We start from the raw sequence: 26,445 nt of genomic DNA, 5'->3' as shown, positions 1-26,445 counted from the left end.
CCTCTAATCATATAGAGGGCTCTTATTTTATCTAGCTGCAGCGGCTAGAATGATTGGTGGCTTCGCTTCTTCCTTCGAGGCAAAAAGCGCCTCTACGTCTGAAGCTCCATCCCCCCCACATTCTGAGCGAGCCGCTTCCGCTTTTATTTTATCCAGTTACGTCTCCTAGCCCCTTGCGTCTAAGAACCTTCCCTGCCAAAAGGTAAAAAGCACCTTTTGCAAGAAAGAACCTTAGTCACCGGGTCTAAACAGTCGGCTTCACTTTTATTTCACCCAACCCAGCAGCATTTCCCGCACGAATTTGCTTGCTGCGACTGGTGTTTGATCACTATGGTCGTAGACTGGAGCTACTTCTACTAAGTCTGCTCCAACTACATTTATATTTGAATTTGCAATTGCTACGATGGAATCTAATAATTCTTTAGATGTGATACCTCCAGCTTCTAACGTTCCTGTTCCAGGAGCGTGAGCTGGGTCTAATACGTCAATGTCAATTGTGACATAAACTGGGCGTCCTGCCAGTTTCGGTAATACTTCTTTTAACGGTTCTAATACGTCAAATTTATATAAGTTCATACCTACTTCTTTTGCCCATTCGAATTCTTCCTTCATTCCAGAACGAATACCGAAAGAATATACGTTTTCCGGACCAATTAAATCGCACACCTTACGAATAGGTGTAGAGTGGGATAAAGGCTCCCCTTCATACGACTCACGTAAATCAGTATGAGCATCCATATGGATGATTGCTAAATCCGGATATTTTTTTGCCATTGCCTTAAAAATTGGCCAAGACACTAGGTGCTCACCGCCGAGACCTAGTGGAAACTTATCGGCATCTAAAAGTTTTGATACATACTCTTCAATCATGTCTAAGCTGCGTTGTGCGTTTCCGAATGGTAATGGGATATCACCCGCATCAAAATATTTTACCTCTTCTAGTTCACGATCTAAATACGGGCTATATTCTTCAAGACCGATTGATACTTCACGAATACGTGCAGGGCCAAAACGAGATCCCGGACGGTAACTTACTGTCCAATCCATAGGCATCCCATAAATAACTACCTTTGACTCTTCAAAACTTGGATGACTTTTAATAAATACTTTACCTGAATAAGCTTCATCAAAACGCATATTCTTTTCCTCCTTATGTGGAACTTAAGGTATCCCAACCTTTCACTATTTCTCAAATTTGGAGCGAATTGCTCCTCTTTCTCGATTTACCGGGTCTTCTGTTTCATAACAAGAAGACGATTTTCTTTACAGGAGTGTAAGTAGCTAGCATGTTCAAGTCTTCTGGACAAACACCTTAAATGAGCTACTTACACTTTATTTATTTGATACGATTTTCTTACTTAATTAAATCACCAACAAATTTCGGTAATGCGAATGCTGCATTGTGTAATTCTTTTGTGTAGTATTTCGTTTCGATTTCGTGGAAACGCTCTTCACTTACTTGTAATGGATCATGTTTTTTAGATCCAATTGTGAACGTCCAAAGACCACTTGGGTAAGTTGGAATGTTCGCTGTGTATAAACGAGTAATAGGGAAGATCTCTTTTACGTCTTTAAACACAGTTGTAATTAATTCTGGTGTAAACCAAGGGTTGTCCGTTTGTGCAACGAAAATACCGTCTTCTTTTAACGCTTTAGAGATTCCAGCGTAGAAACCTTTCGTAAATAAGTTTACTGCTGGTCCTACTGGCTCAGTAGAATCTACCATAATTACGTCATATTCATTTTCGCTCTCTGCGATGTGTAGGAAGCCATCTCCTACTTTTACTTCTACACGCTCATTATCTAATGCGCCTGCAATTGATGGTAAGTATTGTTTAGAGTACTCAATTACCTTTCCATCGATTTCAACAAGAGTTGCTTTCTTTACACTTGGGTGTTTTAATACTTCACGAATAACACCGCCATCACCGCCGCCAACAACTAATACGTTTTCAGGGTTTGGATGTGTAAATAAAGGTACGTGCGCTACCATTTCATGATAAACGAACTCATCTTTTTCTGTTGTCATAACCATGCCATCTAAAATAAGCATGTTTCCGAACTCTTCCGTTTCAACCATATCTAATTTTTGGAATTCTGTTTGCTCCGTATGTAATGTGCGGTTAATACGCGCCGTAATCCCAAAATGTTTTGTTTGTTTTTCAGTGAACCATAGTTCCATCATACAATCACGCCTTTCAATGCAAATTTATAATAGGGACATCATTAATGTCCCCTAACAAAAATAAAACAAAACATCCAAAAAGTATAGTTAAAAGTAAAAAAATAGCGAAAATATATTTTAGTCAGAGGGCTCCAATATCTATGCATAAAAAAAGCCCTTTCTTAAGAAAGGGCTTTTTTCTCTACTTCTACCGGTTTTTGAATCGGAATTAAAAGCATTACGCAACCAACTAATACAACAATTCCACCGACTAAAAACGGACTTTGCGGTGAAACAGTATGACCGATGACCCCTGATAAGATTGGCGCAATTGCACCACCTAACCAACGAACGAAATTATAAACACCTGATGTAACAGATCTTTCATAAGGTGAAATATCCATTACATAACTTGTAAATAATGCATTATTTAATCCAGATGCTAATCCTGATAGAACAATTAATACAATTTGTAACCACATAATTTTTACAAAGAATAGCGCGATTAAGAAAAGCGCAAATACGAGTAAACTTCCTTTCAACAATGTTTTCGGCTCATATTTACCTTCTAGCTTATGGGCTAAAATTGCAGAACCGTAAGCTAACGCTAATCCCCATCCGCAAAACACAAACCCTAATTGAATAGCAGATAAATGCATAATAAGTGGTGAATATGCTAACACAACGAAAAATCCGTAGTAGTATAACATTCCTGAAATCGCACCTTGCATAAACGGTTTATATTTAACTAAGTTAAGTAATTCTCCTACGCCTGCCGCTTTACGCTTCACTTTTCGCTCCGGTTCTTTTACAAAAAAGAAAACTAAAATAAATGCTAAGAAGATTAAAATACTCGTCGCAAAAAATGGGTAACGCCAAGAATGTCCACCTAATATCCCGCCTAATAACGGTCCGCCTGCCATCCCTAAACCGATAGCTGCTTCATACAATCCTACTGCTTCATGAACTTCTTTACTTAATGCTATTAATAGCGTCATTGCTGTAGCAAAAAACATCGCATTTCCTAATCCCCATCCAGCGCGGAAAAGAGATAATTGAGCAATCGTTTGCGATATACCGCATATAAACGCAAATATAGTCACGATCGCAAGACCAATCGTCATCATTCGTTTATCACCAAATCTCGATGCGAATATTCCAGCTGGTAACATCATAATTGCCATCGTTAAAATATATGCTGTAAATAACATCTCTACTTGCCAATGCGATGCACCAATTTGTTCAGCAATGCTTGGTAAAATTGGGTCGACTACCCCTATACCCGAAAAGGCAAGGAAGGTAGCCACCACTGTAATCAATCTCCCTAATTTTTGTTTGCTCTCCATTTTGATTACTCTCCTTTTGTGTTCTCTAAAAATGTTACTGCACGATGTAAGCTATCTTCAAGCTCTGTCTTTACACGCTGCATTTGCTCCATTTTCTCGTCTAACGTTTGCACTTGTTGTTCAAGCATCTCTTTAATTTCTTGAATCACTTCACGGTCACGAGGATTTTCACTACTTCTTCTTTGCTCCATTCTTTCTTTTAATGATAAAAAATGCTGCATTTCTTGAAGTGTGATTCCTAGCACTTCTTTCGCTTCTACAATTTTTTTAATTCTGGCAATATCCTCATCCGTATACAGACGAATATTTCCCTCACTACGTTCTGGGGGATGAATTAAACCAATTTCCTCATAATAACGAAGTGTACGTTTTGTTAAACCGACTTGCTTTGTTACTTCATCAATTTTATACATGTTTATTCCTCCCTTCACTTAATTATTACATTTTACGTTAACGTTAACTTTTCTGCAACTGTTAGACTTTTGTAAATGTTTGTCATATTCAATTGTATTTTCTCTAAAGCAGTTTCATAATGAAAGAAAAGAGATAATAAGGAGAATTTCACATGAGTAAACCACTTATTTTCGCTCACCGCGGAGTAAAAGGAACACATCCCGAAAATACGATGATTGCCTTCCAAGAAGCAGAACGCATTGGCGCTCACGGAATTGAACTCGATGTCCACTTATCAAAAGATGGTGAACTTGTCGTAATTCACGATGAAACCGTCGATCGTACAACAAATGGCGTTGGACTTGTTTCGGAAAAAACGGTAGAGGAACTACAATCATTGGACGCTGGTAGCTATAAAGACCCTTCTTTCCATGAAGCAAAAATCCCAACGTTGCGTGAGGTTTTCATTTGGCTTTCCACAACGAACTTACAACTAAATATTGAATTAAAGACAGATGTTATTCATTACCCAAATATTGAGGAAAAAGCTGTTGCACTTGTGCGTGAATATCATCTTTCTAATCAAATTGTATTTTCATCATTTAACCATGACTCTGTTTCATTATTAGCAGAAATTGCTCCTGAAATCCCAAGAGCAATTTTATATGATACACCACTTTCTGATCCAATTGCCGAAGCAAAACATAGAGAAGCAAATGGATTACATCCAAACTTCCAGTTATTAACGAAAGAATTTGTGCAGTTAGCACAAGAGCAAGGGTATGTTTTCCGTCCATATACAATTAATGAATACAAAGATTTACAAACTATGATTGATTATGGTGTAGATGTCATCATTACTGATTGGCCAGCACGTGCCTTTGAGCTCCTTTCTTAATGGAAGGGGCTTTTTTATTTTCGAAATTTCATTGTTTAAAATAAATGAAAACCCTCAATACTAATACAATAACGCTTGTATTAATGAGGGGCTGAAAAAAGATGGATCAAACTATGAATCCAAAACTTAAAAAATATAAACGTCTTTTCTTCACCGCAATGTTTTCTTGCGTCCTTTTCTTCGTTTTTTCTTTTTTTGTTATTATTATAGTTGCAAAAATTATGGGACCTCCTCCTGTTGCGGTCCCGCAAACAAGCGTCTTTTACGCAAATGATGACACTGTTATAGGACAAAGTAATGAAATGCAAAAACGTTACAATGTATCTCTTAATGAAATTTCACCTTATGTAAAAGAGGCGACACTATCTATTGAAGATCAACGATTCTACAAACATCATGGCTTTGATATGAAACGTATTGCTGGTGCCATTGTTGCCGATTTAAAAGCGATGGCAAAAGTCCAAGGTGCTAGTACGATTACACAACAGTATGCTCGTAACCTTTACTTAGATCATGATAAAACGTGGAAACGTAAACTATTAGAAGCAATGTACACAATTCGCCTTGAGGTGAATTATAATAAAAATCATATTTTAGAAGGATATTTAAATACAATTTATTACGGACATGGCGCTTATGGCATCGAAGCTGCATCCCGTCTATATTTCGATAAAACGGCAAAAGAGTTAACATTAGCAGAAGCTAGTATGCTCGCAGGTATCCCGAAAGGGCCAAGTGTCTATTCTCCCTTTTTGAAAGAGGATCGTGCGAAAGGACGACAAGCTCTCATATTAGATGAAATGGTAGAACAAGGATATATTACGAAGCAACAAGCAGCCTTAGCGAAGAAAGAGCCACTAACTTTTGCCTCATTAGATACGAAAAAAGTAGCAGAGGTCGCACCATATTTCCAAGATGCTGTACAAGCTTCGCTCCTTCGTGATGTTGGATTAGACGAACAAGCTTTACAACGGGGTGGCTTGCGAATTTATACAACGCTAGACCCTAAACTACAAGCTGTAGCAGAACAAGCTGTAAAAGATCACATACCTGACACAACAAACATACAAACTGCTCTCGTCTCTATGAATCCAAAGACAGGTGAAGTGGCTGCTCTTGTTGGTGGAACTGATTATACTACGAGTCAATTTAACAGGGCTACACAAGCCATTCGTCAGCCTGGTTCTACATTTAAGCCATTTCTATATTATGCGGCATTAGAACGAGGATTCACGCCTGCTACGCGCTTAAAAAGCGAATATACTGTATTCACCTTAGGTGACGGCGTTTCAAAGTATAAACCGAAGAACTATAAAGATTATTATGCAGATGATTTCGTAACGATGGCACAAGCTCTCGCAGTCTCTGATAACATATATGCTGTGAAAACGAATTTGTTTTTAGGCGATGACGCGCTTGCAAAAACAGCGAAACAATTTGGAATTAAAAGTGCATTAAAAGATGTGCCTTCTCTAGCTCTCGGTACGTCACCAGTAAAACCAATTGAAATGGTTAACGCTTATAGCATGTTCGCAAACGGTGGAAAAGAAGTAAAACCTACTTTCATTCGCCGCATTATGGATCATGAAGGAAATATATTATACGATGCTCATTTAGAGAGTAAACAAGTTCTCGACAAGAGCAAAGCGTTTGTAATGGAAGAAATGATGACTGGTATGTTTAATAAGAAACTAAGCAGCTATGCTGCTGTAACTGGTCAATCGATGTTATCCAAACTATCAAGAACATATGCCGGCAAATCTGGTTCTACTGAAACGGATAGTTGGATGATCGGATTTACTCCGCAAATCGTAACTGGTGTGTGGGTCGGATATGATCAACCTAAATCTATTTCAAACGTAGCAGAACAAGGATATGCGAAGAAAATATGGACTGATACGATGGAGAAAGGGTTAGAGGGACAACCAAAAAAAGAATTTAAACAACCAAGTGACGTCGTAGCGGTTAATATCAATCCAGAGAACGGTAAAATTGCTACAAAAAATTGTCCTATTTCTGTGAAAATGTATTTCGCTAAAGGTACCGAACCGACTGAATATTGTATGGATCACGTCGATGATAAAGAAGAATTTGAAAAAACGACTGAAGAAAAGAAAAAAGCAAGTTGGTGGAAAAAATATCTTCCTTGGTAAAAAAAATAGCTGACGGGCATCCGTCAGCTATTTTTTATTCACTTAATAATGCACGGCGCAATTCTTCACTAGATTCGTTCCAAATAGCTTCATTATGTTCTTTCAAGAACGTACCAAGTACCTTTTTAGATGATTCATCCATATGGTCAACCATAATGTGACGCTTCAATGATTTATCCATTTTATTTACGTGCTCTGGAAGTGATTTATATCCGCGGCGAATTTCACGGTCTACTGTCATTTCACAAGCTGTTACACCTGCATAATACGCACCTGTCGCAGTTCTTTCAATCGTTACCCAAACAAGCCAAAATGGTTTTCCGTTTGGAACTTCATCTTTATTTGTTAAAAACTTAATACCTTTTTCTACTGTACTACGCGCGTGCATCGCACCAATATCAACGAATGCAGTTTTCTCTAGTACATCAACAAATACAGGTGAAATGTTTTCTAAGCTTAATGCCCCAACACCAAATCCACCATGTCCATCTGTTGAATCATTTTTCACGATATTAAAACCGATTTTTTTCTTTTTCTCTGTCATATGTAAAATCCTCCTCACTTAAAAATTATAAAAGGCCAAAAATAGGCGCAATGATGCTATCTAAAAATACAAATACATGCGGAATAACTACCTGGAAAATAGGTTGAATTGTGTAATTACTAAGCGGTGTAATAACGAGAATTAATAACGCAATTGCCCCGTATTTTTCATACTGTATCATTTTCGCGCGAATATTTGCTGGCGCTAAATCTTCCACAACTCGATACCCATCAAGTGGCGGGATCGGTAATAAGTTAAATACAAGTAAAACGATATTCAGCATAATAAAAATCTGGAAAAATTGAGCTAACGTATCTGCTACTGCAGATGGAATTGAGTATAATACACCAAATTTTACTAAGCTATACCAAATAATTAAACCAATTGCGCTTAAAATTAAGTTACTAATCGGCCCTGCAATTGAAACTAATATACCTGCAAGACGCGGTCTTTTAAAGTTATATGGGTTAACAGGAACCGGTCTTGCCCAACCGAATCCAAGAATTAATACTGCAATCAAACCTATAGGATCTAAGTGTGCCATCGGTGATAACGTTAAACGGCCTTGTCTCTTTGCTGTATCGTCTCCAAATTTATATGCTACATATGCATGTGCAAATTCATGAACTGATAATGCGATAATAATGGCCATTGCTACCAAAGGAATTTGGTGCAACGGGTATCTAAATAACTGATCCATGCTTCATCTCCTCTTCCATATGTCAAAAAAAGAAATTATTTGTTTTTTCGATTGTTCTTCCCCATAATCCGCTATAATAAGAGTGTAACTTACATAAAAGGAGCGATTGTACATGCCATACGTAACAGTGAAAATGCTAGAAGGACGCACAGAAGAACAAAAGAAAGCTCTTGCTGAGAAAGTAACAGCAGCAGTAAGCGAAACAACTGGTGCTCCTGAAGAAAACATCGTTGTTTTCATCGAAGAAATGTCTAAAAACCATTATGCAGTTGGCGGAAAACGCTTAAGTGACAAATAATTTCAAGTTTTTTCATAAGAAGCAGCCATTAGCTGCTTCTTATTTCTTTCCTTCTAACAACTCAATAATTCTCTCTTTATATTTTCCTTTTCTTCCATCTTCATAGATTAAATCATGTGGATAGAATAGCTTTTGATCCGTTCTTTTCTTACCTGTAATCGCCTCAACAATATCCGACTCACGTGAAAGCTCTCTAAGCTCTCCGTTTGGCATAAGAAGTAGGATTGGTAGACGCTCTTCTTCTTCTCCTGCACGATAAAAGTCATACGGTAAGTCTGATGTTGAATCAACTACTAAATAATACTCCGGATCAAGTCCAATCTTTTTAAATAAACTACTTAATTCCATCCAATTATCTAAACCGTGTTTATCTGTAAACTCTACATATTTAAATAGATTTCGATTCATAAAACGGCGGCATAAATCGCTTAAAATTGAATCTTCTTCTTCCTGCCATACTTGGAAGTAGTAATACATAACGTTCTCGTCTAACTTTAAATAATCCTCTACTGTTACTTCTTCTTCAAATAAAGAATAGAAATGAACAGGATGATTTTTAAATGTATAATACTTCTCGTGCAGTGATTTCGCACGGTGTAAAATCTTCGTTAAAATAACTTCTGCACTTCGCGTTACCGGGTGGAAATATACTTGCCAATACATTTGATAACGACTCATAATGTAATGCTCAACAGCATGCATACCACTATTTTTAATGACTACTTGATTCCCATACGGACGCATTACACGCAGTATACGTTCCATATCGAAGTTTCCGTACTTTACGCCTGTAAAATAAGCATCTCTTAATAAATAATCCATACGATCCGCATCAATTTGGCTCGAAATCATACTAATCGCTAATTTATTAGTAGATGTTTTTGCAATTACATCTGCTACCTTTTGTGGAAACTCCTTATCAACACGACTTAATACATCATTAATCTCCGTATCGCCTACGATAATCTTTTGCGTAAATTTCTCATGATCTAATGAAAATACTTTTTCAAACGAGTGAGAAAATGGGCCGTGACCGACATCATGAAGTAATGCCGCACATAAACATAACAATCTATCTTCAGCATTCCAATTTGGTCTGCCATCAAACACATCATCAATCATACGACGAATAATTTCGTATACACCTAACGAATGAGTAAAGCGACTATGCTCTGCACCGTGAAATGTAAAAAATGTCGTTCCAAGCTGCTTAATACGGCGCAAGCGTTGAAATTCTTTCGTTCCGATTAAATCCCAAATAACACGATCACGCACGTGCACATATTTATGTACTGGGTCTTTAAACACTTTTGTTTCGCTGAGTTTGTCGTTTAAATATACCACTTTCCGACATCCCCCTTTCTTTACTACATTCTTACTTTATATTATAAACGAAATGAGAAACAGAAAGAAATGAAAGACTGTATTAATTCCCTTTATAAAAAGAAAAAATCACCTTTACCGAAGTAAAAGTGATTTCCTTTATACATTATTTACCTAAAACGAATTCAGCAACTTCGTCTAAGATCATATCTTTCCCTAGTGGGAAGTAACCTTTGTTTAAGTCTTCATTTTTAATTGTAAATACGTGGTTATTTTTAACAGCGTTCATGTTTTTCCAAATTGATTCTTCTTGGAATTCTTTTAAGCGCTGAGAACCGTCACCAGTTGTAAATACGAATAAGTAATCTGGGTTGTAATCGATTAAAGCTTCTTTTTGTACTTGTACTAACGGTTTATCAGTTGGTGTACCTTTAACTGCTGGTAGTTTTAAATCATTAAAGATTACGCTACCGTAACCGTAATCACCATATACGCGGAAAGCATTTGGATATGCAGCCATTTTCATAAATGTTGCTTCACCAGTTTTAGCGACGATTTTGTCATGTAATTTGCTTGCTTTTTCATCATACTTTTTGAACCATTCTTTTGTTTCTTTTTCTTTACCGAAGATTTGACCTACTTCTTCGAATTTTGGACGCCATTGATCTAATGGAGTGTTTAACATAACTGTTGGTGCAATTTTAGATAATTGATCATAAATCTTTTCTTGACGATTATTTACAAGAATTAAATCTGGTTTTGCAGCAGCTACTGCTTCAATGTTAATTTTATCGCCCCAAGCAGAACCAACTGGTTTAACGTCTTTTAGTTTCTTTTCAATATGTGCATCAATTTTTTCTTGAGATGTATTAGCAGTAATAACCGGTTTCATACCGAAAATTAATAATTCTTCTGTTGAACCACTAAGGTCAGCAATTTTCTTTGGGTTTGCAGGAATTTTAATTTCCCCTTTTGCATGTTTTACAGTGCGCTCTTCAGTCTTTGCATCTGCTTTCTTTTCTTCTTCTTTGTTAGAACAAGCTGCAAATAGTACAGAAGTCACAACTAGTACCATTGCTAATAGTGCCATTTTAAAATTCTTCATGTTCCCACTCCTTCTAGCTGTATTTATCTTATAAGTTACAATGAACTATAAGAAACAAATATAACAATTAATTAATATATATTTATTAATTGTTGTTAACAACCCATTCTAACGGGCGTTCAACTTCCCATTCTTATATAAGAAGCTCAACGTCCATTAGAATTCCCCCTCTTTACGAGGGGGTTCTACTTATGCTTTTTTACGCAATTGATTACTAATCATCGCTAAATCATATGTTAAACAAATTGGCTTACAGTTTACTGGACATGGAACGATTTGAGCTTCAATCTCAAATACGTTACGAAGTGTTTCACTTGTCATAACTTCATCTGGCGTTCCTTGTTTCATTAACTTACCTGCTTTTAATGCAATCATATGATCAGAGAAACGAGAAGCGTGGTTTAAGTCATGGATAACCATAACAATCGTTCTACCTTCTTCTTCATTTAACTTTTTCAATAAGTTTAATACTTCTAATTGATGAGCCATATCTAAGTACGTTGTTGGTTCATCCAATACAAGTAATTCTGTTCCTTGTGCAAGAGCCATTGCGATCCAAACACGTTGACGTTGGCCACCTGATAGCGCTTCTGCTGGACGATTCGCAAATTCTTTCATTCCTGTCACTTCAAGTGCCCAGTTAATGTAGCGATAATCCTCTTCTTTCAACGTGCCAAACCCTTTTTGATGAGGGAATCTTCCATATGACACAAGCTCAAATACAGTAAGACCCGTTGGCACTTCTGCAGTTTGTGGTAAAATCGCCATTTTCTTTGCAATTTCTTTCGTTGGCTGTTTCTCAATTGCTTTTCCGTCGAGATAAACAGTACCTTGCTTTGCCTTCAAAATACGAGACGCCGTTTTTAATAATGTGGACTTCCCACAACCATTTGGTCCAATAATTGTTGTAATTTTCCCTTCCGGAATTTCAACTGTTAACCCGTCAATAATTAAACCTTCATTATAGCCAACAGATACCGCATCCACCGCTAAAGTTGCCATACGAAAAGCCTCCCTTTATTTTGTCCTCATAAGTAAATAAATGAAATATGGTGCACCAATTACAGAAATAACAAGACCGACTGGTATTTCTGAAGTTGTTAATACACTTCTTGAAATTACGTCTGCGAATAAAAGTAAAAACGTTCCTATTAGCGCAGCGGTGGGCAACATAATTTGATGTTTACCACCAACAAGGCGCCTTGCTAAATGCGGGGCCATTAAACCGATAAAGCCAATTCCGCCCGCAACAGCAACAGATGCACCTGCTAAACAAACTGCAATAAATAATAATTTACGTCTTTCTTTTTCTACGTTTACACCAAGGCCAACTGCTGTAGAATCGCCTAGGTTCATTACATTTAATATGTGTGCTTTACTTATAGCAAGCGGTAAGAAAATAACCATCCATGGAAGTACACTTAATACGAATTTCCAATCTGTACCCCATAGACTTCCCGCCAGCCAAATCGTAGCAAAACGAAAATCGTTAGATGTCATCTTCATAGAGAAAATTAAACTAACAGCTCCAAATCCAGCTGCAACGGCAATACCGACAAGTATTAATCGAGTCGATGAAACGCCGTCTTTCCATGCTAGTAAATAAATAATTACCGCTGCTAATATCGCTCCAACTAGTGCAAAGAATGGAAGAATGAATACAGATAAAAATGTACCAGTCCCTACTTTCCCGAAGAAGAAGTAGACGAATATAACAACTGTTAATCCCGCTCCAGCATTAATACCTATAATACCTGGATCAGCAAGCGGATTTCGTGATAAACCTTGCAAAATCGCACCTGACATAGCTAAAGCAGATCCGACTAGTATAGCAATTACCATACGCGGCATACGGAATTCAAATAAAATAACAGACTGATCTTCAGCCCCTAGTCCAACCAATGACTTTAATACGTCCATTGGCGGGATTTTAAAAGTTCCTGTATTTAAACTAATAAGAAATATAGAAACGATTAGTCCTACTAAAATCGTTAATATAGAAATGTTCTTTTTTGTTAAGACACTCGTCCTCACATCTTTCCTCTCCCTTCATTACGTGCTAAGTAGAGGAAGAATGGAACCCCAATTAGCGCTGTAATTGCTCCAATTGGCGTTTCAAATGGCGGGTTAATAACGCGAGATAACATATCTGCACATTCAATTAACAGCCCGCCTAAGACCGCAGAACATGGAATAACCCATCTATAGTCCGAGCCTACAAGAAAACGAGTCATATGCGGAATTACAAGACCAACAAATCCAACTGATCCTGCCATGGAAACTGCGGAACCCGTTAAAACAAGAACAAGTACTGTTCCGATAAATTTAATTAATGTCGTATTTTGACCAAGTCCAATTGCAATTTCTTCACCGAAGCTCAAAATTGTAATATATCTCGACATCATAATTGCGATAAAAAGACAAACAAGGCCAATTGGCACTAACATATTAATACTTTGCCATTTCACTCCAGCAACTCCGCCTGCATTCCACATGCTTACCTCTTGGGCAAGATTGAAATACAATGCGATTCCAGATGAAATCGCCCCTAATAAAGCGCTAATAGCTGCACCTGCTAAAGCTAATTTCACAGGTGTTAATCCACCTGGTGAAGAAGACCCAATTCCATATACAATACTTGCACCAAACGCAGCTCCAATAAAAGATGCGATAACAAACATTAAATAAGGTGAATTAGGAAAAAATGCATACATAATTGCAATTCCAAATACAGCCCCATCTGTAATCCCCATTAACGATGGCGAAGCAAGTGGATTTCGCGTCATACCTTGCATAATTGCTCCTGATACCGCTAAAAAGGCACCTGCAACTACGCCCCCTATTGCTCTAGGCATGCGAAGCTCTTGAATTACATTATGATGTGTAATAGATCCATCAAACTGAAATACAGCTTGCCATACAGTCTTTAAACTAATATCTGCAGCCCCAAAAGAAATAGAAACTGCCATGCTTAAAGCTAACAAAACTGTACCCGCTACTAAAATAATAGAAGCGATAAGCGGTCTGCTCTTAATCTCTTTAACATTCTCTTCTTGCTGTTCTATACTGCTTGCGCTCGCTTCCATCCCTCAACCATCCTAACTAACAACATATATTTATTGAAATGAAATTTATTCTCAAATAGTAATAAAAAAATTAGGTGAATTGTTATTTTCCTGATAATGATTATCAGAATCAGACACTTCTATTCTACCTATCGCTTTAAAAGACTGTCAACCATTATTTTGAAATATAAATTTATACAAATTGGAATTTTAATACAAAAGTTGTGTCTATCCTTTAGAAAACGTTCGTCCATACAAGAGTACTTTCGCAGAATAAATTATTCCTCTTATGGGCATAAAAAAGAAGAGTAATCTTTTCACTCTTCTTTTTCTTACTTATTTAACTTTGCTTCAATTTTTGCGATTAACTCATCTTCTGTTGGAGCCGCAACTGGACGGTTATTTACAAATGCGAATGATTTTTTACGACCAGGACCACAGTAAGACTGACATCCAACTTCAATCGTTGCACATGAATCTACTTTTTTTAACTTCGGAACTAACGTTTTAACGTTCGTTGCCTGACAGTCATCGCACACGCGAAACTCGTTTCCCATTATATAACACTTCCTCTATTTTAAACTTTTCTCAAGTACGTTTAAAAATAAACACTAAATGGTATTTTACCGCTCTTTGAAGCTCGTTGCAAGTTTCCCTACAAAGCCTATTCTCTACATAATGCTACATATTTTATATGCTCTCCTACAGAAGCGCTCACCATTCATGGGAAAATTTTTACCTTTCATCGAAATCTACCATATTTTTAAAAGCTTTGTATAAAAGTTTATTTTTTTGCCCATTATAAAAATAGGAAGTTCATAAAAAGAAAGGGAGTTGAATCTATGAAAGTAAGACAAGATGCTTGGACAGATGAGGATGATTTATTACTTGCTGAAACGGTACTTCGTCATGTTAGAGAAGGAAGTACGCAATTAAATGCATTTGAGGAAGTAGGGGATCAGTTAAATCGTACATCTGCTGCTTGTGGTTTCCGCTGGAATGCTGTTGTTCGCTATAGCTATGAACAAGCTCTTCAACTAGCAAAAAAACATCGTAAAGATAAAATGCGTGCTGCAAGCGGTGAACAAGCGAAAAAACGTTTACTTTATACACCACCAGCTTCAGATTCGATAACTGATTATGAAGAATTAGTACAAGAAGAATCAATCGTACAATATAAAGAAGCTATTCCATATCAAGAATCTACTGCTCCTGCTGCAAGAAGCTCTATGACAATGCAAGATGTTATTTATTTTTTACAAACAGTCGGATCTTCAAATATAAAAGTGACAGCTCTTGAAAACGAGAATACGAGATTGAAACAAGAAATTAAAGCACAAATCCTTCGGAATGAGGAACTAGAAAAGAAACTAGAAAAATTAGAAAAGCAATCTCATACTGTACAAGAAGATTACGAAACACTTATGAACATTATGAACCGAGCTCGTAAATTGGCAGTCATGGATGACGAAGAACGTTCTCAAACATCTTTCCGAATGGACCGAAACGGTAATTTAGAAAAAATTGCAGAATAAAAAGGATGCATGTAATGCATCCTTTTTATTATTTCACCTATAAGCTCCCCCTTTATATGTGAGAAAACTCCATTCTTCATTTTTTGCTATAATAGAGATTGTCATTTTAAAGATAAGGGGTTAGTTATATGAGCAATTCCCGTTCCATTTTATCTCAGCCAGAGTGGCGCATTGTAGATCAATCTAGTTTAGGACCAACATTCCATGCACTTCAGTCATTCGCAATGGATGACACATTATGCACAAGCATTGGAAATGGCAAGTCAGCGGCAACAATGCGTTCATGGGTTCATCACAATACAATTGTCCTTGGCATTCAAGATTCACGCCTTCCGCATTTAGAAGAAGGTATTTCTTTTTTAAAACAAAACAACTTCAATGTTATTGTCCGTAATTCTGGCGGGCTTGCGGTCGTGCTTGATGAAGGTGTTTTAAACGTATCACTTTTATTCCAAGAAACAGAAAAAGGTATCGATATTGACCTTGGATACGATACAATGTGGCATTTGATTAAGGAGATGTTAAAGGATTACGACGTTACTATCGAGGCAAAAGAAATTGTCGGCTCTTACTGTCCTGGTAGTTATGACTTAAGTATTCGCGATCAAAAATTCGCTGGTATTTCACAACGTCGTATTCGCGGAGGTGTCGCTGTCCAAATCTATCTTTGCGCTACCGGAAGTGGCTCTGAGCGTGCCGCACTCGTTCGTGATTTCTACAACCTAGCAATTCAAGGGGAAGAAACACGCTTTACGTACCCTGAAATTGTACCAAGTACGATGGCCTCACTCTCAGAATTACTTGGTGAAACCATTACAGTACAAGATTTAATGATGCGTCTTTTAAAAACATTGCAGCAATTCGCTCCAAAGTTAACACCATCTCAATTAACAATAGATGAGATTCCTTTATATGAGACGAATTTACAACGTATTATTGATCGTAATAATAAAGCACTTGGTTTAGAAAAATAAAGACCGTCGCTATAATAGCGACGGTCTTTATTTCAATTCATTATAGAATTAAAGTGCTTGAGCTGCTGTAATTAAAGCTAACTTGTACACTTCTTCCTCGTTACATCCACGAGATAGGTCATTTACAGGCATGTTTAAGCCTTGTAAGATTGGTCCTACTGCTTCGAAGTTACCTAAACGTTGAGCGATTTTGTAGCCGATATTACCAGCTTCTAAGCTTGGGAATACGAATACGTTAGCATCACCTTTAATTGTAGAACCTGGAGCTTTTTTCTCAGCTACAGATGGTACGAATGCAGCATCGAATTGGAATTCTCCATCTAAAGTTAACTCAGGAGCCATTTCTTTTGCAATGCGAGTTGCTTCTACAACTTTTTCTGTTTCTGGAGATTTCGCAGAACCTTTTGTAGAGAAGCTTAACATAGCAACGCGTGGATCAATGCCGAATAACTCAGCAGTTTTCGCACTTTCGATACCGATTTCAGCTAAATCTTGGCTGTTTGGTGCAATGTTAATTGCGCAATCAGCGAATACATATTTCTCTTCTTCACGTACCATGATGAATACGCCAGAAGTTTTTGTAACGCCTGGTTTTGTTTTAATAATTTGAAGTGCTGGACGAACTGTATCAGCTGTAGAGTGAGCTGCACCACTTACTAGACCGTGTGCTTTGCCCATGTATACAAGCATTGTACCGAAGTAGTTTTCGTCTTTAAGGATTTTGCGAGCGTCTTCTTCAGTTGCTTTACCTTTACGGCGTTCAACGAAAGATGCTACCATTGCATCCATTTCTTCGTATGTAGCTGGGTCGTAAATATCAACGCCTGCTAATGTTAAATTCATGCTAGCAGCTTTTGCGCTAATTTCTTCTCTATTACCAACTAAGATTGGTTTTACTAACTCTTCTTTTGCTAAACGCTCTGCAGCGCCTAAAATTCTTTCATCAGTTCCTTCAGGAAGTACGATAGAAATGCCTTTTCCTTGAACTTTTTCTTTTACTGTTGTAAATAAGTTGCTCACGAATAAACCCTCCTACATATGTTAAAAAAACTCTATCTTTAAGAATACTGCTTTTCTTCTATATTTTAAACTTATAGCTCCCAAAAAATAGATAAAATAAAAATGATTATATTTTCATAAAATTCAGCCGTTAAATTCACCTTGCTTAAACACTTAAATGTGACAATTTTATGCGCCAAGGTTTTATATAGATGATTTTAAAACTATATATGCTATAGTTAACGTGTAAAACTATCATTAACTGAGGTGAATAGAATGAGTGAAGCAACAACAACGTTAGATGGCTGGTATTGTTTACATGATTTACGTTCTATTGATTGGGCTGCATGGAAAACATTATCTAGCGACGAACGCGGACAAGCAGTGTCTGAATTTTTAAATGTCGTTGAAAAATGGAACGAAGTAGCTACTGCGAAAAAAGGTAGTCACGCAATGTATACAGTTGTTGGCCAAAAAGCTGATATTATGCTTATGATTTTACGTCCAACAATGGAAGAGTTAAATGAAATTGAGACAGAATTGAATAAAACAACTTTAGCTGAATATATGGTTCCTGCATATTCTTACGTATCTGTTGTTGAATTAAGCAACTATCTTCCAGCTGATGAGGATCCATACCAAAACCCGCAAATTTTAGCTCGCTTATATCCTGAATTGCCGAAAGCAAATCATATTTGCTTCTATCCAATGGATAAGCGTCGCCAAGGTGATGACAACTGGTACATGCTTCCTATGGAAGAGCGTAAAAAAATGATGTACAGTCATAGTAAAATTGGCCGTCAATACGCAGGTAAAGTACGCCAAGTGATTTCAGGATCTGTTGGATTCGACGATTTCGAATGGGGCGTAACATTATTCGCTGACGATGTTCTTCAATTTAAAAAACTTATATATGAAATGCGCTTCGATGAAGTAAGTGCTCGTTATGGTGAATTTGGAACATTCTTCGTTGGAAACATTTTACCAGACGAAAAAGTAGAGAAATTTTTACACATATAAATGGTGAAAAGGAACGAAATTCGTTCCTTTTTTTATTCTTCTCTATATTTATCCTCAAAAATCCCCTTTTTTCTGCACTTTTGAAGAAAAACCGACATTTTTTCAAATTTATTGTAAAATTGTAACCTTTTTATATGTAAAGATATGCTAAAATGATACGAGCTATATGCTAAATAACGATGCGAAGGTGATAATCTATATGAAAAAAATTTTGTCTATTTTACTATTGCTTGTATTGTCAATTTCTTCCTTGGGAGTAACAACATCCCATGCGGAAGAAAAAATACATATTGAGGCAGCCGCTGCACTTTTATTTGATGCAGATACAGGAAAAATACTTCACGAGCAAAATCCCGATGAATTGCTAGCTATTGCTAGTATGTCGAAATTAATTGTTGTTTACGCTGTTTTAGAAGCAATTAAAGAAGGAAAAATCACATGGGATACGAAAGTAAATATTTCTGATTACGCTTATGAAGTCTCTCGTAATAATGAATTCTCTAATGTACCGTTCGAAAAAGGACGTCAATATACTGTAAAAGAATTATATCATTCTATTGTTATATTCTCTGCAAATGGATCTAGTATCGCTTTAGCAGAACTTCTTGCAGGAAGTGAGAAAAACTTCTTAAATCTTGCAAATGAACATGCTAAAAAGCTAGGATTAAAGAAATATAAATTTGTAAACGCTACGGGCTTAAATAACGCTGACTTAAAAGGAAAACATCCTGAGGGTACTGATCCAAATGCAGAAAACTCTATGTCAGCTCGTGATATGGGTATGCTTTCAAAAGCAATGATTACAAAGTATCCAGAAATGCTAGAGGATACAAAACAAAGATTTAGAAACTTCCCAGACAATCACCCAAAACCAATTCGTATGGAAAACTGGAATTGGATGTTACCAGGAGCTGCTTTCGCTTATGAAGGTACTGATGGTTTAAAAACTGGAAGTTCTGATACAGCTGGATACGGATTTACTATTACTGCTAAACGTGGTGATGTACGTCTTATCTCGGTTATTATTAAAACAAAATCAATGGATGAACGTTTCACAGAATCTCGTGAATTAATCGAATACGGATTTAATAACTTTGAAAAACAAAAACTAAAAGTTAATAAGAACAATACAATCTCTGTAGTAAAAGGGAAAGAAGACCAAGTAACTGTTGCACCCGAAAAAGAAATAACAGTAATTGCGAAAAAAGGTAGCAAAGAACCTTATAAAATTGGGACTGAATTAGATAAATCTCTTGCTGAAGATGGACATTTAGTTGCTCCTATTAAGAAAGATGCCAAAGTAGGCTCAATTACTTTAGAATCAACTGATAAATATGGTTTCTTAGACGGTAGTAAAAGTATGAAAGTTACTGCAAAAACGACAGAGGAAGTTGAAAAAGCAAATTGGTTTGTGTTAACAATGCGCTCTATTGGTGATTTCTTCTCAAACTTATGGTCTAAAGTTTTTTAATAAAAAAGCTGGCTCACGCTAGCTTTTTTTATTTTCCGCTCTCAATGTAAAACTTCGTTTGGTTGTCATATCTGAGCCCTTTTCCTCATACGTATGAACTAGTAATTGTTACACACTTCATCTAGAGATAAACCTCTTTCCAAAAGGTATTCCAAAAAGAGAGGTGACACATAATGGGAGTTATTGCTTATAACGAAGAAGATGTAAAGTTGTTAGCTAGACTGATGCGTGCTGAAGCCGAAGGAGAAGGACAACAAGGAATGTTAATGGTCGGAAACGTTGGGGTAAATCGTGTCCGCGGAAATTGTTTAGACTTTAAAAGCATTCGTAATTTACGTCAAATGGTTTATCAAAACCCCGGCGGTTTTGAAGCAACGCAAAAAGGATACTTTTATCAACGGGCACGTGAACAAGATATTGCCCTAGCGAGACGGACCATTCAAGGGCAACGTTTTTGGCCTGCCAACTTTGCCTTATGGTTCTTTAGACCTGAAGGGGCATGTCCACCGACTTGGTATAACCAACAAAACTCTGGTCGCTTTAAAAAGCACTGCTTCTTCCAGCCATCTGCTGGAGACTGCCCTAGCGTATATTAAGGAATAAAAATGAGGAGGGATTTTTGAATGGCACAGCAACAAAATCCGTACTATGGAACAGGTTTTTATCAACCATCTGGAACTTATGTACAACCGCAACAAATGACTCAACAACAGCAGCAAGCGATGCAACAACAAACAGCTCAAGCTGCGCAAGCTCAATATGCAATTTCTCAAGGCATGTTACCTCTAGAGCAATCCTATATTGAAAATATCCTTCGTTTAAACAAAGGTAAGCAAGCTACGGTTGTAATGACTTATGAACGTGGCAGTTCCCTTGGTACACAATCTTATACAGGTATTATTGAAGCAGCTGGCCGTGACCATATTGTTATTAGTGAACCGCAATCAGGAAAACGCTATTTACTACTAATGATCTACTTAGATTACGTAGAGTTTCCAGAAGAAATTACGTATTTACCTAGTCAACAAGCAACTTATACTCCAAGACCATAAAAAAAGCTGGCAAATGCCAGCTTTTGTTTTTTTATAATCCTTTTACAACTGCAGTCCCTACTAGAATCCACGCCACTATAAACGCTACACCACCAAGAGGTGTAATTGGACCAAAGAACTTAATGCCTGTCGTACTTAATGCATACAAACTACCTGAGAACATAATAATTCCAGCTACCATTAGCCAACCAGCAGTAGTTAAAAGTGATGATTGAACCTTATCCATCAATAAAGCAACTACGAATAGTCCACCTGCATGAAACATTTGATATGTAACGCCTGTTTTCCAAACTTCTAACATTTTTGCAGAAATTTTATTTTCTAAACCGTGTGCTCCAAAGGCCCCTAACGCAACAGATAGCCCCGCTGCAATACAACCTAGTAAAAAGAAAATTTTCATCTTAATTCCCCTTTTTTACCTTTATCATAAGCAATTTTTGCATATAAGCCAAACGATTTATCTTCTAAAAATCAAATAAAGAATTACCGTTTGCATCACTTTCTTTTATATATACTGGCTCCCCAGAAACAGGTGCAATTGGTTGCATAGTTGTTACTGGTTGTGATCCAATTACTTGCGATTGAATTTTCGGTTCTCTATATGTAGATGTTTCAACTTGTTCATCTAATAATAAGTCACATAAAGCACGCACAACTAATAAATGTTCTTTTGACTTTTGTCCTTCACTACTTTTTGCCTTCGCAATTTCATTCGCCATTTTATTTAAAATCTTGTCGCTAGATATTTGCATTCCTTATCACCTCGTACTTTGTAATTCTTTCTCGAATTGTCCCAATTTTTCTACTGAACCAAATACTATTATCATATCACGTTCTTTCAATTTTTCCTGCCCTGTCGGATTATGTATAATATTCCCATTTCTTGAAATCGCTAATATTGTTACATCAAACTGATTCCTTACATTACTCTCTAGTAACGATTTACCAACCAATATTGAATCTTTTCCAACTAGAATTTCTTCAATGACAAATGACTGTTCTACTCCATACAACACTGTATCAATATAATGAACAGTTAATGGATTTGCAATACCTTTTGCGATATGAATACCCGCCATACTAGATGGATTAATAACCTTATTTGCACCAGCACGCCTTAATTTCTCTTCAGTTTCTGGCTTTTCAGATCTCGCCACAATTTTAATCGTATCGTTTAACCCTCTTGCTGTTAATGTAATAAATACATTTTCGGCATCATTTGCAACAATAGCAACTAAACCAGCTGCTTTTAAAATTCCGGCATTATGTAATACTTGATCTTCCGTTGCATCTCCATGTACAAATAAAAGCTTTTCCTGCTCCAATATACTTTCATCTTTATCAACAACGACAAATGGAATATTCTTTTCTTGCAATTCATGTACAACTTGAAGCCCCACTCTACCGCAACCACACACTATAATATGATTTTTCAACTGCGCTATTTGTTTATCCATCTTCTTCCTCCGTACTGCATGAAATAAATTCCCTTCAATAATCATAGCTGCCACTACCCCAATTGCATACGTAACAATACCTACGCCAACAGGAATAATAAGAAGCGCAAATACTTTCCCCGCTTGCGTTACAGGAACGGCATCTCCGTATCCAACAGTCAATACAGTAATCATTGTCATCCAAAATGCTTGAAACAAACTAATCTCTTCAATCGTCATAAATCCTATCGTTCCTAGAATTACAACAAAAGTCATACATATAACTGCTATCCATAATTGCTTACGTGCATTCATACTGTGTTTCAACTCTTTTCTCTATCTACAATCTTTGCCAGTGGAAATAAAATACGTATATACTAGATACGGAATCTATGAAAGAGGTTGATATAATGAAGACATTTCTTTCCGCCTTACAATGGGCACTATTTATTTTAGCTGGAAGCCTTATTGTACCAATTAGTGTCGCAACTAGTTATGGTCTTAATGGCGCTGAAGCCATCGCATTTGTACAAAGAACATTATTTGTTCTAGGTTTTGCTGGTCTCTTGCAAGCTATATTTGGGCATAAACTTCCTATTCAAGAAGGTCCTGCTGGCCTTTGGTGGGGAATTTTCTCTCTTTACGCAAGTTTAGGCGTCGTACTATTTGGATCAAATAATGAGACACTTAAAGTTCTTCAATATGCTTTCTTATTAAGTGGTATTATTTGTATTATTCTTAGCGTTTTTGGACTTATTGATAAACTCGTTCGCTATTTTACACCGACAGTCATTGGAACGTATTTATTTCTTCTTGTCGCGCAGCTTAGTGGCTCCTTCTTAAAGGGAATGTTTGGCCTTGATGGAAAACATACAGAAGTACAACCTAACGTATTTATTCTTTCACTCATTGTTATTTTACTATCCTTTTTCATCATGAAGCTACCTATTATTGGACAATATTCCGTTCTTTTCAGTATCGTATGCGGCTGGATATTATTCGCATGCTTCGGATTATCTAATCCAATAACACCAGTGACAGACATAATCCGTTTTCCATCCTTATTTGTTTTCGGAATGCCTCGTGTTGAATGGAACATGGTAATTACGGTCATTTTCGTTACGCTCTTACTTCTAACAAATATGTTAGCAAGTATTCGCGTTGTACAAAAGGTTGTCTCTAAATATGAAGAAAACGCTGCATCAGATCGTTTTAAACAAGCTGGCATTATAACAGGAATCAACCAATTGCTAGGCGGCCTATTTTCAGCTATTGGGCCTGTCGCTATTTCTGGATCAGCAGGTTTTATTGCAACGACTAATATTTATAAACGTCTCCCGTTTATATTAGGGTCAAGCTTTATTATTGTCGTTAGTATATTTCCAAAGATTACTTCATTCTTTGCAGCAATCCCTGTTGCAGTTGGTTATGCCGCTATTTATCCTGTATTCGCAAGCATGATTGGCCTCGCCTTTCGAGAATACGAAACTGTCCAGGATAAAGAACGATTATTTAAAGTAGCCGGTCTTTCAATCTTTACAGGAGTCGGAGTTATGTTTGTTCCAGCAGGAGCATATTCCACACTTCCACCATTTCTAGCATCGTTTTTAAGTAATGGTCTCGTTCTTGGATCTGTAATGGCAATCTTGCTAGAAATACTATTTTCTCGTTCCACAGCAAAACAAATATCTTAAATTGGAAAACTTCCATTATTGCACTCTACCTTTAGAGTTGTTACGATAAAATCAAACTTTAATCATTGGGGTTTTATTCATCCCCAATGATTATTAACCAATATTATGAGCAACACACTCATAATAATTTATCTACTTCTTTTCAAAGAGGTTTGATGTCTTACTATTATTCCTCAATCTCTTCATGAACATGTATTTTGATTTCAATTAAAGAAAGGAATTTTCTATATGACTTATAAAATGATTGTTTTAGATTTAGATGATACTTTATTACGTGATGACCATACTATTTCACCTCGTACGAAAGAAGCGTTAATGACTGCACAAGAGCAAGGCGTAAAGGTTGTACTTGCTTCTGGACGTCCAACGTTCGGTATGCGCAATGTAGCGAAAGAACTTCGTTTAGAAGAATACGGCAGTTTCATTCTATCTTTTAATGGTGCAAAAATTATTAACTGTAAAACAAACGAAGAAATCTTTAGTAGTACACTATCTCCTGAAATCGTTCACAACCTATTTGAAATTAGTAAAACTGAAGATGTATGGATTCATACTTATATGGGCGATGATATCGTAACGGAAGAAAATAATCCTTATACTGAAATTGAGGGCGATATTACTGGTATGCCAATTGTTGTAGTAGATGACTTTAAAGCTGCAGTTAAAGAGCCCGTAGTAAAAGTATTAATGAATAAAGAAGCTGAACGCCTTGTTGAAGTTGAAAAGAAACTACAAAAACAGCTAGAAGGCCAATTAAGCGTGATGCGTTCGAAACCATTCTTCTTAGAATTTACTGAAGCTGGTGTTACAAAAGGAACGAGCTTAAACAAACTGATCCAAAAGCTTGGCATTAAGCGTGAAGAAGTTATCGCAATGGGCGATAGCTATAACGACCAAGCGATGATTGAATTTGCTGGTCTTGGCGTTGCAATGGGCAATGCACCTGATGATATTAAAGAAATTGCAAACTACGTAACAGATACAAATATGAACGATGGTGTTGCAAAAGTTGTAGAGAAATTCGTTTTAAAAACGGATGTACTTGTTTAATATTTTCATTCACAAAACCTATTTGAAGTCAAATACTTCAAATAGGTTTTTATTTAAATTCTCATGCTTTTGTGACTATATTTTGAACTTTGCACTATTCTCGTAGTGTAAACTTTCTTTTTGTATATAATGAAACAAAATAGACTATTTTATTTTGAAAAAGAATACAAATTTACTATATACAAGCATACGTTAAAGGAGGCTACTTTATGTTATCTACACCAATCGGACGATTAAGAGCAATTGGACTAGTTGAGGGTATTTCTTTCCTATTACTATTATTTGTAGCAATGCCATTGAAATATTTCGCAGGATTTGCAACAGCTGTTAAAATTACAGGCATGGCTCATGGTGTTCTATTTATTCTATTCATCTTTGCAGTAATTCAAGTAACAATCGTACACCGTAAATCAATTTTATGGGCACTTGGAGCATTTGTTTCATCAGTTATCCCATTTGGCACTTTTGTACTAGATGCAAAATTAAAGAACGAGCAACAATAATAATAAAAAGGTAGTTAACGACTGTTAACTACCTTTTCTATTTATAAATTTGGAATTTCCCAATCAATTTCTCTTTCGCCCATATTAGCTAAAATCGTATTTACTTTAGAATATGGCTTACTACCAAAGAAACCACGTCTTGCCGATAGTGGGCTTGGATGTACAGATTCGATAATATGATGATTCGGATTCGTAATTAACTTCTTCTTCGCCTGCGCATGGCGCCCCCACAATATGAAAATAACTGGCTTTTCACGTTCATTCAATAGTTCAATTACACGATCTGTGAAGTGCTCCCATCCTTTTCCCTTATGAGAATTTGCTTCGCCTTGACGAACTGTTAATACGGTATTTAGTAATAATACTCCTTGTTCCGCCCATTTTACTAAATAACCGTTATTCGGGATTTCATAACCATATTCATCTCGAAGTTCTTTATACATATTTAACAATGACGGTGGTGTTTTAACACCAGGTTGCACAGAAAAGCTTAAACCATGCGCTTGATTCGGTCCATGATATGGATCTTGTCCTAAAATAACAACCTTTGTATTTTCATAACTTGTATACTGAAGAGCGTTAAAAATATCTTCTACCTTCGGATAAACAACATGCGTGCTATATTCTTCTGTCAAAAAACTGGATAGAGTAAGATAATACTCTTTCTCGAATTCTGGTGCCAATAGTGGCTCCCAATCATTCTTTAAAACATTTTCCATACT

Annotated in this window: 29 protein-coding genes; 12 read left to right on the top strand and 17 right to left on the bottom strand. The window is 36.6% G+C overall.

The features are described from left to right. Positions 1-264: 264 nt before the first annotated feature. From speB to AU379_RS18035, 4 genes are all read right to left on the bottom strand, one after another. Positions 265-1,137 (bottom strand): agmatinase, encoded by an 873-nt coding sequence (speB, locus tag AU379_RS18050; RefSeq protein ID WP_001209831.1) that lies wholly within the window; start codon positions 1,135-1,137, stop codon positions 265-267. A gap of 217 nt (positions 1,138-1,354) precedes the next feature. After that, positions 1,355-2,182 (bottom strand): polyamine aminopropyltransferase, encoded by an 828-nt coding sequence (gene speE, locus AU379_RS18045; RefSeq protein WP_000424698.1) that lies wholly within the window; start codon positions 2,180-2,182, stop codon positions 1,355-1,357. Between the two features lie 164 nt (positions 2,183-2,346). Further along, positions 2,347-3,510: an MFS transporter gene (locus AU379_RS18040; protein ID WP_000444243.1), complete on the bottom strand. Its 1,164-nt coding sequence runs from the start codon at positions 3,508-3,510 to the stop codon at positions 2,347-2,349. A gap of 5 nt (positions 3,511-3,515) precedes the next feature. Continuing rightward, entirely contained in the window at positions 3,516-3,923 is a 408-nt protein-coding gene (locus AU379_RS18035; protein ID WP_000276557.1) for a MerR family transcriptional regulator, read from the bottom strand. Between the two features lie 152 nt (positions 3,924-4,075). Here AU379_RS18035 and AU379_RS18030 point away from each other — a divergent pair, with 152 nt between their 5' ends. After that, positions 4,076-4,801, top strand: a complete 726-nt coding sequence (locus AU379_RS18030; protein WP_000042788.1) for a glycerophosphodiester phosphodiesterase — start codon at positions 4,076-4,078, stop codon at positions 4,799-4,801. Between the two features lie 101 nt (positions 4,802-4,902). Beyond that, positions 4,903-6,954 carry a PBP1A family penicillin-binding protein gene (locus AU379_RS18025; RefSeq protein ID WP_000372966.1) on the top strand — a complete coding sequence of 684 codons (2,052 nt, stop codon included), beginning with the start codon at positions 4,903-4,905 and terminating at the stop codon, positions 6,952-6,954. 34 nt (positions 6,955-6,988) lie between these two features. Here AU379_RS18025 and AU379_RS18020 read toward each other — a convergent pair whose 3' ends face one another. Further along, entirely contained in the window at positions 6,989-7,498 is a 510-nt protein-coding gene (locus AU379_RS18020; protein WP_000136678.1) for a YwhD family protein, read from the bottom strand. A gap of 25 nt (positions 7,499-7,523) precedes the next feature. Beyond that, positions 7,524-8,198, bottom strand: a complete 675-nt coding sequence (locus AU379_RS18015; RefSeq protein WP_061139580.1) for a site-2 protease family protein — start codon at positions 8,196-8,198, stop codon at positions 7,524-7,526. A gap of 112 nt (positions 8,199-8,310) precedes the next feature. On the opposite strand from AU379_RS18015, the gene AU379_RS18010 reads away from it, so the two are divergent. Next, positions 8,311-8,496, top strand: a complete 186-nt coding sequence (locus tag AU379_RS18010) for a 2-hydroxymuconate tautomerase (RefSeq protein WP_001147171.1) — start codon at positions 8,311-8,313, stop codon at positions 8,494-8,496. A gap of 39 nt (positions 8,497-8,535) precedes the next feature. On the opposite strand, the gene AU379_RS18005 is transcribed toward AU379_RS18010, so the two are convergent. From AU379_RS18005 to AU379_RS17980, 6 genes are all read right to left on the bottom strand, one after another. Beyond that, positions 8,536-9,840 carry an HD domain-containing protein gene (locus AU379_RS18005; RefSeq protein ID WP_000262731.1) on the bottom strand — a complete coding sequence of 435 codons (1,305 nt, stop codon included), beginning with the start codon at positions 9,838-9,840 and terminating at the stop codon, positions 8,536-8,538. Between the two features lie 145 nt (positions 9,841-9,985). Next, positions 9,986-10,924 carry an ABC transporter substrate-binding protein gene (locus AU379_RS18000; protein ID WP_000787724.1) on the bottom strand — a complete coding sequence of 313 codons (939 nt, stop codon included), beginning with the start codon at positions 10,922-10,924 and terminating at the stop codon, positions 9,986-9,988. 189 nt (positions 10,925-11,113) lie between these two features. Continuing rightward, positions 11,114-11,926: an ABC transporter ATP-binding protein gene (locus AU379_RS17995; protein WP_000212068.1), complete on the bottom strand. Its 813-nt coding sequence runs from the start codon at positions 11,924-11,926 to the stop codon at positions 11,114-11,116. 15 nt (positions 11,927-11,941) lie between these two features. Next, the gene (locus tag AU379_RS17990; RefSeq protein ID WP_001260757.1) at positions 11,942-12,958 is read right to left on the bottom strand and encodes an iron ABC transporter permease; all 1,017 of its coding nucleotides are present in this window, start codon (positions 12,956-12,958) and stop codon (positions 11,942-11,944) included. After that, on the bottom strand, positions 12,955-14,010 hold the full coding sequence (locus AU379_RS17985) for an iron ABC transporter permease (RefSeq protein ID WP_000388296.1): 1,056 nt from the start codon (positions 14,008-14,010) through the stop codon (positions 12,955-12,957). Before AU379_RS17985 ends, AU379_RS17990 begins: the two co-directional genes overlap by 4 nt. A gap of 311 nt (positions 14,011-14,321) precedes the next feature. Beyond that, positions 14,322-14,546 carry a DUF1450 domain-containing protein gene (locus AU379_RS17980; protein WP_000526078.1) on the bottom strand — a complete coding sequence of 75 codons (225 nt, stop codon included), beginning with the start codon at positions 14,544-14,546 and terminating at the stop codon, positions 14,322-14,324. A 285-nt stretch (positions 14,547-14,831) separates the two neighbouring features. On the opposite strand from AU379_RS17980, the gene AU379_RS17975 reads away from it, so the two are divergent. Both AU379_RS17975 and AU379_RS17970 read left to right on the top strand, forming a co-directional pair. Further along, positions 14,832-15,524, top strand: a complete 693-nt coding sequence (locus AU379_RS17975; protein ID WP_000868358.1) for an RsfA family transcriptional regulator — start codon at positions 14,832-14,834, stop codon at positions 15,522-15,524. A gap of 128 nt (positions 15,525-15,652) precedes the next feature. Next, positions 15,653-16,498: a biotin/lipoate A/B protein ligase family protein gene (locus tag AU379_RS17970; RefSeq protein ID WP_000071949.1), complete on the top strand. Its 846-nt coding sequence runs from the start codon at positions 15,653-15,655 to the stop codon at positions 16,496-16,498. 48 nt (positions 16,499-16,546) lie between these two features. Here the strand turns inward: AU379_RS17970 and pta are convergent, their stop codons facing one another. After that, the gene (pta, locus tag AU379_RS17965) at positions 16,547-17,518 is read right to left on the bottom strand and encodes a phosphate acetyltransferase (RefSeq protein WP_000067225.1); all 972 of its coding nucleotides are present in this window, start codon (positions 17,516-17,518) and stop codon (positions 16,547-16,549) included. A 255-nt stretch (positions 17,519-17,773) separates the two neighbouring features. On the opposite strand from pta, the gene hemQ reads away from it, so the two are divergent. The 4 genes from hemQ (at position 17,774) to gerQ (ending at position 21,040) form a co-directional block, all read left to right on the top strand. Next, a complete protein-coding gene (hemQ, locus tag AU379_RS17960; protein WP_001287595.1) occupies positions 17,774-18,517 on the top strand; it encodes a hydrogen peroxide-dependent heme synthase in 744 nt (247 codons plus the stop codon). Between the two features lie 199 nt (positions 18,518-18,716). After that, complete coding sequence (locus AU379_RS17955; protein WP_000722867.1) at positions 18,717-19,988, top strand: serine hydrolase; 1,272 nt, start codon at positions 18,717-18,719, stop codon at positions 19,986-19,988. Between the two features lie 173 nt (positions 19,989-20,161). Next, the gene (gene cwlJ / locus AU379_RS17950; RefSeq protein WP_000538167.1) at positions 20,162-20,584 is read left to right on the top strand and encodes a cell wall hydrolase CwlJ; all 423 of its coding nucleotides are present in this window, start codon (positions 20,162-20,164) and stop codon (positions 20,582-20,584) included. Between the two features lie 27 nt (positions 20,585-20,611). Continuing rightward, a complete protein-coding gene (gene gerQ, locus AU379_RS17945) occupies positions 20,612-21,040 on the top strand; it encodes a spore coat protein GerQ (protein ID WP_000068652.1) in 429 nt (142 codons plus the stop codon). 31 nt (positions 21,041-21,071) lie between these two features. Here gerQ and AU379_RS17940 read toward each other — a convergent pair whose 3' ends face one another. The 3 genes from AU379_RS17940 to AU379_RS17930 all read right to left on the bottom strand — a co-directional run bounded on the left by AU379_RS17940 (position 21,072) and on the right by AU379_RS17930 (position 22,791). Continuing rightward, positions 21,072-21,440, bottom strand: a complete 369-nt coding sequence (locus AU379_RS17940; RefSeq protein WP_000688315.1) for a DUF423 domain-containing protein — start codon at positions 21,438-21,440, stop codon at positions 21,072-21,074. 64 nt (positions 21,441-21,504) lie between these two features. Continuing rightward, positions 21,505-21,792: a YwdI family protein gene (locus AU379_RS17935; protein WP_001167349.1), complete on the bottom strand. Its 288-nt coding sequence runs from the start codon at positions 21,790-21,792 to the stop codon at positions 21,505-21,507. 6 nt (positions 21,793-21,798) lie between these two features. Beyond that, complete coding sequence (locus AU379_RS17930; RefSeq protein WP_000993984.1) at positions 21,799-22,791, bottom strand: potassium channel protein; 993 nt, start codon at positions 22,789-22,791, stop codon at positions 21,799-21,801. 95 nt (positions 22,792-22,886) lie between these two features. Here AU379_RS17930 and AU379_RS17925 point away from each other — a divergent pair, with 95 nt between their 5' ends. The 3 genes from AU379_RS17925 to AU379_RS17915 all read left to right on the top strand — a co-directional run bounded on the left by AU379_RS17925 (position 22,887) and on the right by AU379_RS17915 (position 25,723). After that, complete coding sequence (locus tag AU379_RS17925; RefSeq protein ID WP_000847044.1) at positions 22,887-24,170, top strand: purine/pyrimidine permease; 1,284 nt, start codon at positions 22,887-22,889, stop codon at positions 24,168-24,170. 228 nt (positions 24,171-24,398) lie between these two features. Beyond that, positions 24,399-25,220 carry a Cof-type HAD-IIB family hydrolase gene (locus AU379_RS17920; protein ID WP_000221382.1) on the top strand — a complete coding sequence of 274 codons (822 nt, stop codon included), beginning with the start codon at positions 24,399-24,401 and terminating at the stop codon, positions 25,218-25,220. 209 nt (positions 25,221-25,429) lie between these two features. Then, positions 25,430-25,723: a DUF3817 domain-containing protein gene (locus AU379_RS17915; protein ID WP_000953396.1), complete on the top strand. Its 294-nt coding sequence runs from the start codon at positions 25,430-25,432 to the stop codon at positions 25,721-25,723. A gap of 41 nt (positions 25,724-25,764) precedes the next feature. Here the strand turns inward: AU379_RS17915 and AU379_RS17910 are convergent, their stop codons facing one another. Continuing rightward, complete coding sequence (locus AU379_RS17910) at positions 25,765-26,442, bottom strand: uracil-DNA glycosylase (RefSeq protein ID WP_000432520.1); 678 nt, start codon at positions 26,440-26,442, stop codon at positions 25,765-25,767. Positions 26,443-26,445 lie beyond the last annotated feature (3 nt).

It is taken from the genome of Bacillus sp. JH7 (genome assembly GCF_001563515.1).
In the GTDB taxonomy this organism is placed as follows: Bacteria; Bacillota; Bacilli; order Bacillales; family Bacillaceae_G; genus Bacillus_A; species Bacillus_A cereus.
Note: the sequence above shows the minus strand (reverse complement) of the source record. Positions and strands in the feature narration are given on the sequence as shown.

Coding starts and splice junctions, on each gene's coding strand:
- AU379_RS17940 (WP_000688315.1), bottom strand. CDS start 21,440: ATGAAAATTTTCTTTTTACTAGGTTGTATTGCAGCGGGGCTATCTGTT.
- AU379_RS18000 (WP_000787724.1), bottom strand. CDS start 10,924: ATGAAGAATTTTAAAATGGCACTATTAGCAATGGTACTAGTTGTGACT.
- speB (WP_001209831.1), bottom strand. CDS start 1,137: ATGCGTTTTGATGAAGCTTATTCAGGTAAAGTATTTATTAAAAGTCAT.
- AU379_RS18025 (WP_000372966.1), top strand. CDS start 4,903: ATGGATCAAACTATGAATCCAAAACTTAAAAAATATAAACGTCTTTTC.
- gerQ (WP_000068652.1), top strand. CDS start 20,612: ATGGCACAGCAACAAAATCCGTACTATGGAACAGGTTTTTATCAACCA.
- AU379_RS17915 (WP_000953396.1), top strand. CDS start 25,430: ATGTTATCTACACCAATCGGACGATTAAGAGCAATTGGACTAGTTGAG.
- AU379_RS17980 (WP_000526078.1), bottom strand. CDS start 14,546: ATGGGAAACGAGTTTCGCGTGTGCGATGACTGTCAGGCAACGAACGTT.
- AU379_RS17975 (WP_000868358.1), top strand. CDS start 14,832: ATGAAAGTAAGACAAGATGCTTGGACAGATGAGGATGATTTATTACTT.
- cwlJ (WP_000538167.1), top strand. CDS start 20,162: ATGGGAGTTATTGCTTATAACGAAGAAGATGTAAAGTTGTTAGCTAGA.
- hemQ (WP_001287595.1), top strand. CDS start 17,774: ATGAGTGAAGCAACAACAACGTTAGATGGCTGGTATTGTTTACATGAT.
- AU379_RS17995 (WP_000212068.1), bottom strand. CDS start 11,926: ATGGCAACTTTAGCGGTGGATGCGGTATCTGTTGGCTATAATGAAGGT.
- AU379_RS17985 (WP_000388296.1), bottom strand. CDS start 14,010: ATGGAAGCGAGCGCAAGCAGTATAGAACAGCAAGAAGAGAATGTTAAA.
- AU379_RS18040 (WP_000444243.1), bottom strand. CDS start 3,510: ATGGAGAGCAAACAAAAATTAGGGAGATTGATTACAGTGGTGGCTACC.
- AU379_RS17955 (WP_000722867.1), top strand. CDS start 18,717: ATGAAAAAAATTTTGTCTATTTTACTATTGCTTGTATTGTCAATTTCT.
- AU379_RS17910 (WP_000432520.1), bottom strand. CDS start 26,442: ATGGAAAATGTTTTAAAGAATGATTGGGAGCCACTATTGGCACCAGAA.
- AU379_RS18030 (WP_000042788.1), top strand. CDS start 4,076: ATGAGTAAACCACTTATTTTCGCTCACCGCGGAGTAAAAGGAACACAT.
- speE (WP_000424698.1), bottom strand. CDS start 2,182: ATGGAACTATGGTTCACTGAAAAACAAACAAAACATTTTGGGATTACG.
- AU379_RS18015 (WP_061139580.1), bottom strand. CDS start 8,198: ATGGATCAGTTATTTAGATACCCGTTGCACCAAATTCCTTTGGTAGCA.
- AU379_RS17930 (WP_000993984.1), bottom strand. CDS start 22,791: ATGAATGCACGTAAGCAATTATGGATAGCAGTTATATGTATGACTTTT.
- AU379_RS17935 (WP_001167349.1), bottom strand. CDS start 21,792: ATGCAAATATCTAGCGACAAGATTTTAAATAAAATGGCGAATGAAATT.
- AU379_RS17920 (WP_000221382.1), top strand. CDS start 24,399: ATGACTTATAAAATGATTGTTTTAGATTTAGATGATACTTTATTACGT.
- AU379_RS18010 (WP_001147171.1), top strand. CDS start 8,311: ATGCCATACGTAACAGTGAAAATGCTAGAAGGACGCACAGAAGAACAA.
- AU379_RS18035 (WP_000276557.1), bottom strand. CDS start 3,923: ATGTATAAAATTGATGAAGTAACAAAGCAAGTCGGTTTAACAAAACGT.
- AU379_RS17970 (WP_000071949.1), top strand. CDS start 15,653: ATGAGCAATTCCCGTTCCATTTTATCTCAGCCAGAGTGGCGCATTGTA.
- AU379_RS17925 (WP_000847044.1), top strand. CDS start 22,887: ATGAAGACATTTCTTTCCGCCTTACAATGGGCACTATTTATTTTAGCT.
- AU379_RS18020 (WP_000136678.1), bottom strand. CDS start 7,498: ATGACAGAGAAAAAGAAAAAAATCGGTTTTAATATCGTGAAAAATGAT.